Annotated in this window: 8 protein-coding genes and 1 rRNA gene; all 9 read right to left on the bottom strand. The window is 71.4% G+C overall.

The features are described from left to right. Positions 1-4: 4 nt before the first annotated feature. The gene (locus ABZ719_RS30555) at positions 5-1,066 is read right to left on the bottom strand and encodes an NAD-dependent epimerase/dehydratase family protein (RefSeq protein ID WP_366728390.1); all 1,062 of its coding nucleotides are present in this window, start codon (positions 1,064-1,066) and stop codon (positions 5-7) included. 184 nt (positions 1,067-1,250) lie between these two features. After that, entirely contained in the window at positions 1,251-1,349 is a 99-nt protein-coding gene (locus ABZ719_RS30560; protein ID WP_003948845.1) for an AURKAIP1/COX24 domain-containing protein, read from the bottom strand. Between the two features lie 155 nt (positions 1,350-1,504). Continuing rightward, positions 1,505-1,717, bottom strand: a complete 213-nt coding sequence (locus ABZ719_RS30565; RefSeq protein ID WP_158771693.1) for a helix-turn-helix domain-containing protein — start codon at positions 1,715-1,717, stop codon at positions 1,505-1,507. Positions 1,718-1,846: 129 nt separating this feature from the next. After that, positions 1,847-2,662 carry a phosphatase gene (locus ABZ719_RS30570; protein ID WP_366728391.1) on the bottom strand — a complete coding sequence of 272 codons (816 nt, stop codon included), beginning with the start codon at positions 2,660-2,662 and terminating at the stop codon, positions 1,847-1,849. Between the two features lie 211 nt (positions 2,663-2,873). Continuing rightward, positions 2,874-4,046, bottom strand: coding sequence for an acetoin utilization protein AcuC (locus ABZ719_RS30575; protein ID WP_366728393.1), 1,173 nt, complete (start codon positions 4,044-4,046; stop codon positions 2,874-2,876). After that, a complete protein-coding gene (locus ABZ719_RS30580; protein ID WP_366728394.1) occupies positions 3,997-5,220 on the bottom strand; it encodes an MFS transporter in 1,224 nt (407 codons plus the stop codon). The genes ABZ719_RS30575 and ABZ719_RS30580 overlap by 50 nt, the downstream gene beginning before the upstream one ends. Positions 5,221-5,296: 76 nt before the next feature. After that, positions 5,297-6,100, bottom strand: coding sequence for a VC0807 family protein (locus tag ABZ719_RS30585; protein WP_366728395.1), 804 nt, complete (start codon positions 6,098-6,100; stop codon positions 5,297-5,299). Between the two features lie 104 nt (positions 6,101-6,204). Further along, entirely contained in the window at positions 6,205-6,849 is a 645-nt protein-coding gene (locus ABZ719_RS30590; RefSeq protein ID WP_366728396.1) for an HAD family hydrolase, read from the bottom strand. 73 nt (positions 6,850-6,922) lie between these two features. Continuing rightward, a 5S ribosomal RNA gene (gene rrf, locus ABZ719_RS30595) occupies positions 6,923-7,015 on the bottom strand; the annotation flags it as partial.

The following is a 7,015-nucleotide window of genomic DNA, read 5'->3' on the forward strand; positions in this document are numbered from 1 at the left end:
CTCCTCAGTTGGCGCTCGGCGTCGGGGGGTGGCCGCCGCCCCGTCGGGACAGCGCGGCGGCCCGGTCGACGGCCCCCGCGAGGGCCTCGGGCGGCAGCAGCCCGGGGCCGCGGCTGCGGGCGAAGTCCGCGAAGGTCTCGGCGGTCGTGTACCGGGGCGCGAATCCCAGCGTCCGGCGCATCTCGTCCGTGGCCACGACCCGGCCGTGGGTGAGCAGCCGGATCTGCTCGGGCGAGAAGTCCGTCATCCCCAGCGTACGCACCAGCGAGCCCGCCCAGGTGACCGCCGGCAGCAGCAGCGGCACGGTCGGGCGGCCCAGCCGACGCGCGCACTGCGACAGCAGCAGCACACCGTCCCCGGCGATGTTGAAGGTGCCGCTGTTCAGCGTGCCCCGGCGCGCTTCGTGCGAGGCGATGCGCAGCACCTCGATCACGTCGTCCTCGTGCACGAACTGCAGCCGCGGGTCGTAGCCGAGGACCGTCGGCAGCACCGGCAGCGCGAAGTACGAGGCGAGCGGCGTGTCCACGGTCGGCCCGAGGATGTTGGCGAACCTGAGCACGCACACGGCCACGTCGGGACGGCGCCGCGCGAAGCCCCGCACGTACCCCTCGACCTCGACGGTGTCCTTGGCGAAGCCGCCGCTGGGCAGGGACTTGGCCGGGGTGGTCTCGGTGAACACCGCCGGGTCGCGGGGCGCGGAGCCGTAGACGTTGGTGCTGGACTTCACCACCAGCCGCCGGACGTTCGGGGACTTCTGACAGGCGCCCAGCAACTGCATGGTGCCGATGACGTTGGTCTCCTTGACCGTGGCCCGGCTGCCGCCGCCGAGCGCGGTGCCGGTCACGTCCATGTGGACGACCGTGTCGGCGGCCGTCTCGGCCAGCACCCGCGCGAGGGTGGGCTGGCGGATGTCCGCCTGGATGAAGTCGGCACCGCCCAGATGGTGCTCGGGCGGGACCGCGTCCACGGCGACCACCCGGTCCACCTGCGGGTCACGCTGGATCCGCCGGACGAACCGGCCGGCCAGCCGGCGGGCCGCTCCGGTCACGAGCACGATCTGTCCCAAGCTCAGCGCCTTCCTTCACGTCGCGTCCCGCGTTCCCCGTGTGCGGCCAACCTATCCTGGCCGGTGTCGCGCTGTGATGACCGCCGACTGCGGTATGTGACGCGTGTGGCCCCCCACCGCACGGGTGGGGGGCCACGGACACGCTCTCGCAATGTCGCGCACTACACAGTGGCGACCGGCGTCACTACTTCTTGTTGCGACGCTGGACGCGGGTGCGCTTCAGCAGCTTGCGGTGCTTCTTCTTGGCCATCCGCTTGCGCCGCTTCTTGATAACAGAGCCCACGACTACCCTCGCTCACTTCTCATCACTCGGTGTTTGGGCGCCATGGGCCCACACGACCTACGAGGGGCTAGCCTACCCGCAGGAGCGGCGCACTTGTTAATCGGTGGGCCGGGAGGGACCCGGTGGTACCCGGTACGGGTCCCCCTCCGTTGCCGTCAGGCGGTTTCCACCCCCACATAGCTCTCGCGAAGGTACTCGTGAACCGCTTGCTCGGGGACGCGGAAGGACCGCCCCACCCGGATCGCGGGCAGATGACCGCTGTGCACCAGCCGGTACACGGTCATCTTGGACACTCGCATCACCGAGGCGACCTCCGCCACGGTGAGGAACTGAACCTCGTTCAGAGGCCTCTGGTCAGCTGCAGCCATGACACACCTGCACCTTCCGCACTCGACGGCCACCGGCTTCCCCTTCCGGTGACTCTTCGTCGCTGCGTGCTCACTCCCCAGACTAGGGGCGGGTGATGCGAGTGGGGAAGAGGTGCACGCATCGCCGGGCTAAGGCGACAGACGCGCTCGATTGAGCACGTAGCGGGCCAGCGGACGGTAGTAGTCGGCTCGCACACCGTCATCAAGTGGAACGACGACGGACACGCGCCCCTCGGCCTGTCCGACGAACGGCGCCGGGTCGTCGGTGTCGGCCAGACCCATGGCCTCGAACCCCAGCTGACCTGCCCCGCAGACCCAGCCGTGGTCCCCGATCACCAGCTCGGGCAGCGGTCCGCCGGCGTCCGCGGCCGCGTCGAGGGCCACCCGAACCGGGAGCGGCGAGTGCGTGTGTGCGCCGGGCTCACAACCGGGGCGTTCGGGGCCGGCGGGCCGTACCAGGGCGACGCGGCGTACGTAGTCGAGGTGGTGCGTACGTAGACCGAACCGGGTCGTTATGTCGACACAGCGACCCTGCGCCGGGGTGAGGACAGTACATCCCGACGCCGACAGGGCGTCCGCGAGCGCGGCGTAGAAACCGAGCAGCCGGTGCGGGTGCCCGGTGCCGAGCAGCACCGCCGTACGGCACCGGGCGGCCAGGCCGAGCCGGTCCGCGAAGGCCCCGAGGGCGGCCAGGGTCAGCTCCGGGTCAATCACATCATGGCCGAAGGTGTGCAGCGGATCGGCCGAAACACCGCACTTCTCGGCCATCAACCCGATCAGTTCCCGCTGCCCCCAGGACCGTTCGGGGTCGATCCCGATCAACGCCCGGGGGTCGCCGGCCGCGAACAGCCGGTAGCTCCGCAGGCTCACCTCCCGCGTGGTGGCCACCACCCCGGCCAGTCCGGCGCGCACCAGGTGGGCGCGCAGTGCAGCGGTGCTCGACACGAAGCGATGGTGCCGGACCCGCGACGGGCACGTCCCGGGAACCGGGAGAACACCGCACGGTCGGCGTAACGCCGGCCCGAGCGACACGAGGCGGCCGTCCCGCCGGGCGGCCCTCGCTCCCCGGCCGCCGCACGTCGGCCACCGACCGCCGGCCATCAGCCATCGGCTGCCGACCGCTCGTCGCCACCCGCCGACGGCGGTTCACCGCCCGCTACGCGAGCAGGCCACGCAGCGGGAACACCGCTCCTCGGGTGGCACGGATCGCCTGGTCCAGCCGGTCCGCCGGGTCGTACCCCGCCTCCCAGTCGGCCCACGTCACCGGCCACCGCCCGTCCGTCATCCGCATCGGCCCCAACTGCCGCGTCCGCGCGTACACTTCCTGCCGCCAGCTCTCCGGGATCACCGTCTCCGGCTCCACCGGCCGCCCCGCCGCGATGCCCACCAGATGCGTCCACGACCTGGGGACGACCTCCACCACCGCGTAACCGCCGCCGCCGAGCGCGACCCAGCGCCCGTCGGCGTACGCGTGCGCCAGTTCGTGGCAGGCCACCTGCACGGCCCGCTGCGCGTCCAGGGACACGGCCAGGTGCGCCAGCGGATCCTCGAAGTGGGTGTCGGCGCCGTGCTGCGTCACCAGCACCTGCGGCCGGAAGTCCGCGATCAGCTCCGGGACGATCGCGTGGAAGGCCCGCAGCCACCCCGCGTCCCCGGTGCCGGCGGGCAGCGCCACGTTCACCGCCGAGCCCTGCGCGCAGTCGGCGCCCGTCTCCTGCGGCCAGCCGGTCTGCGGGAACAACGTCCGCGGGTGCTCGTGCAGCGAGACCGTCAGCACCCGCGGGTCCTCCCAGAACGCCGCCTGCACCCCGTCGCCGTGGTGCACGTCGACGTCGACGTACGCGACCCGCTCGGCGCCGAGTTCGAGGAGCCGCGCGATGGCCAGCGCCGCGTCGTTGTACACGCAGAAACCGGACGCCGCGCCCGGCATCGCGTGGTGCAGTCCGCCCGCGAAGTTCACCGCGTGCAGCGCCTCCCCGTGCCACACCGCCTCCGCCGCGCCCACCGACTGGCCGGCGATCAGCGCGGAGACGTCGTGCATCCCGGCGAAGGCGGGATCGTCCAGTGTGCCCAGGCCGTACGCGCCGTCCGCGGCGCCCGGATCCGCCGACGCCGACTTCACCGCCTCGATGTAGTCCAGCCGGTGCACGAGCCGCAGCGTCGACTCCCCGGCCGGCTTGGCCGCGACCAGCCGCACCTCGCGGTCCAGGCCCAGGGCGCCGACCAGTTTCCGGGTCAGGGCGAGGCGGACCGGGTCCATCGGATGGTCCCGGCCGAAGTCATACCCCGTTACTGCCTCGTCCCACATCAGCTGTGCGCGGCCGCTCATGCCCGCCACCGTATCGGTCCCCCCGCGGCGCGAACGACCTGGCGTACACCAGCGTCACCAGCACCAGAACCATCGGCACCAGCATCGCCCCGCGATAGCTCCACGCGTCGCCGAGCGCGCCCACCAGCGGCGAGCCGACCAGGAAACCCACGTAGTTGAAGATGTTCAGCCGTGCGATCGCCGCGTCCGACGCCCCCGGGAACAACCGCCCGGCCGCCGCGAAGGTCTGCGGCACCAGCACGCACAGCCCGAGCCCCAGCAGCGTGAACCCGAGCATCCCCGCCCAGGCACCGGGAGCCCCGGCCACCACCGCGAACCCCAGCGCCGCCACCAGCGCGCCCAGCCGCACCACGGCCACCGCCCCGAACCGCCGTACCCCCAGGTCCCCGATGGCCCGCCCCAGCAGCGTGGTCACCATGTAGACGTTGTACGGCACCGTCGCCAGCTGCTCCGAACTCCCCAGCGTGTCCTGGAGGTACTTGGCGCTCCAGTTGGACACGGTCGAGTCGCCGATGTACGCGAAGGTCATCACCAGGCAGAGCGGCAGCAGCAGCCGGAACACGAGCGTGCCGCCCCCACCCCCGCCGCCGGCCCCCTCGGTCCCGCCGGCGGCGGCCTTCCCGTCGACGTACCACAGGCTCCCCACGAAGGCCGCCGGCAGCAGCACCGCCACCACCGGCAGGTACGACACCCACAGCGCCAGGTGCCAGTGCGCCCCCGCCCAGGCCAGCGAGGCGCCGACGATCCCACCCAGGCTGTAGGCGGCGTGGAAGCTGAGCATGATGCTGCGGCCGTAGGTCCGCTGGAGGCTCACCCCGAGCATGTTCATCGACGCGTCGAGCACACCGACGGCGAGCCCGAACACGGCGAGTGCGACGGCCATCGCCGCGATGCCGTGCCCGGCACCGGCGCCCAGCAGGGCCAGCAGCACCAACGGCTGGGACCAGCGGAGCAGCCGGCTGGGGCGTATCCGTCCGACCAGTTGCTCGGTCGTCACACTGCCGACCCCGGCGAGGACGGGGACGGCGGCGAGGACGATGGGGAGCTGGGCGTCGGTGAGGCCGTACCGGTCCTGGACCGCCGGGATGCGCGTCACCAGGAGGGCGAAAGCAGTGCCCTGAGCGAAGAAGCTGAACGCCAAAGAGGCCCTACCGCGCCGCAGCACATCTGTCATGGCGGCGAGCGTAGGGCCCGAGGCTACCTGTGGGTAGATCCGGTCAAAGATGAATTTCCTTCAGCTTCGCGCGGGTTCAGACGGCGACGGCGGTGGGGGCGGCGACCGCAGGGGTGGCGACCGGGGCGGCGGCGGCCGACGGAGTCGTGGCGGTGGCGGCCTCCGGCTGGCCGGCCCTGGTCCCGGCCTTCCCGGCCTCGACCTCGGCGGCCAGCATCCCCTCCATCGGACCGGCGGCCGCCCCGCCGCTGACCACGAACGCGACGACCATCGTGCCGACCATGATCACGGAGCCGAGCCAGACCATGGTGTCCACGGGCAGGGTGTACGCACCGACCACCCGCGCCACGCACTCGGCCAGCAGCGCCAGGCCCCAGACTGCGGAGAAGACCCGCTCCTTGCCCCGGAAGGCCGCCGACCCGGCGGCCGTGCCGGACATCAGCCGCCCCCAGGCGGCTTCCCTGGCGGCGTCGCCCTTCACCAGGAAGGGCTTCATCCCCGCGGTCATCATCGGCTTGCCGAGCACCACGGAGACCAGGATCCCGATGGCGACGGTGCTGCTCACCCCGCTGTCCTTGGCGAGCATGAGCCGCGGGTCACCGGAGACGAAGCTCAGCAGCAGCGAGACGACGTTCACGAAGAGGATCAGAGCCGCCAGGGCGTTGGCCCGGCGTTCGCGGACCAGACTCCACACCGTCCGCAGGGCCGGCGCCGCGCTGCTCCAGGCCAGCGCCGCGAAGGTGCTCATCCCGAGGACTTCCTTGAAGGCGTAGTACGAGCCGAGCGGCACCGCCACGTCCAGGATCAGCGGCTTGAAGTTGTCCAGCACGCTCGGGTTCTCGGTGGTGTTCCGGCTGCGGTTCCCCGTCTTCTTCGTCATGCCCTCAGCTTCGCCGCCGAGGAGGGTCCGCCGACAGAAACGATCGTCCAGAGGTCCGCATGACAAATGTCAGTCCGCGCCGGTGGCCCCGGTCATACGCCGGCTCATACCAGCAGGTCAGGCAAGTCCGCCATGTCACCGAAGAGTTGAGTGGCATCGCTGAGCCGGTCGGCGGGCGTCATCGCGGTGAACCCGTACACGTCCATCCCGGCCGCGAGGGCGGCCCGCACGCCCAGCGGGGAGTCCTCGACCACCACGCACCGCTGCGGTGCGACACCCATCCGCTCGGCCGCGTGGAGGAAGAGGTCCGGTGCCGGCTTGCCCCGTCCCACGTCCTGCGAGCTGAAGATCCGCGCGTCGTCGAACCACCGGTCGAGGCCCGTCGTGCGGTGCCCCACCCGGATCCGCTCGTGGCTCCCCGACGAGGCGACACAGTACGGTGTCCCGTCCGCGGTCAGCTTCTCCAGGACGTCCGCGACACCGGGCACCGGCTTCAGCTCCCGCTGGAACGCGGCGAAGACCCGGGCGTGGAAGACGTCGTCGAAGTCGTCGGGCAGCCGCTGCCCCGTGCGCTCCAGCACGAAGTCGTGGACCCTGTGCATCGCCGCTCCCATGTAGTCCCGGAGGGAGTCCTCGTACGAGGTGGGGTGGCCCAGTTCGGTCAGATAGGCGGCGAGGAGACGGTTCGAGATCGGCTCGCTGTCGACGAGCACACCGTCGTTGTCAAAGAGGATGAGGTCATAGCGCATACCAAGGAGCCTAAACAGGTCCGGAAAAGCAGAAAACCCCGCACCGTGAGGTGCGGGGTTCTCCCTAAAATTTGTTCGGCGGTGTCCTACTCTCCCACAGGGTCCCCCCTGCAGTACCATCGGCGCTGTAAGGCTTAGCTTCCGGGTTCGGAATGTAACCGGGCGT

The organism is Streptomyces sp. NPDC006743, from assembly GCF_040703815.1.
Classification (GTDB): Bacteria; Actinomycetota; Actinomycetes; order Streptomycetales; family Streptomycetaceae; genus Streptomyces.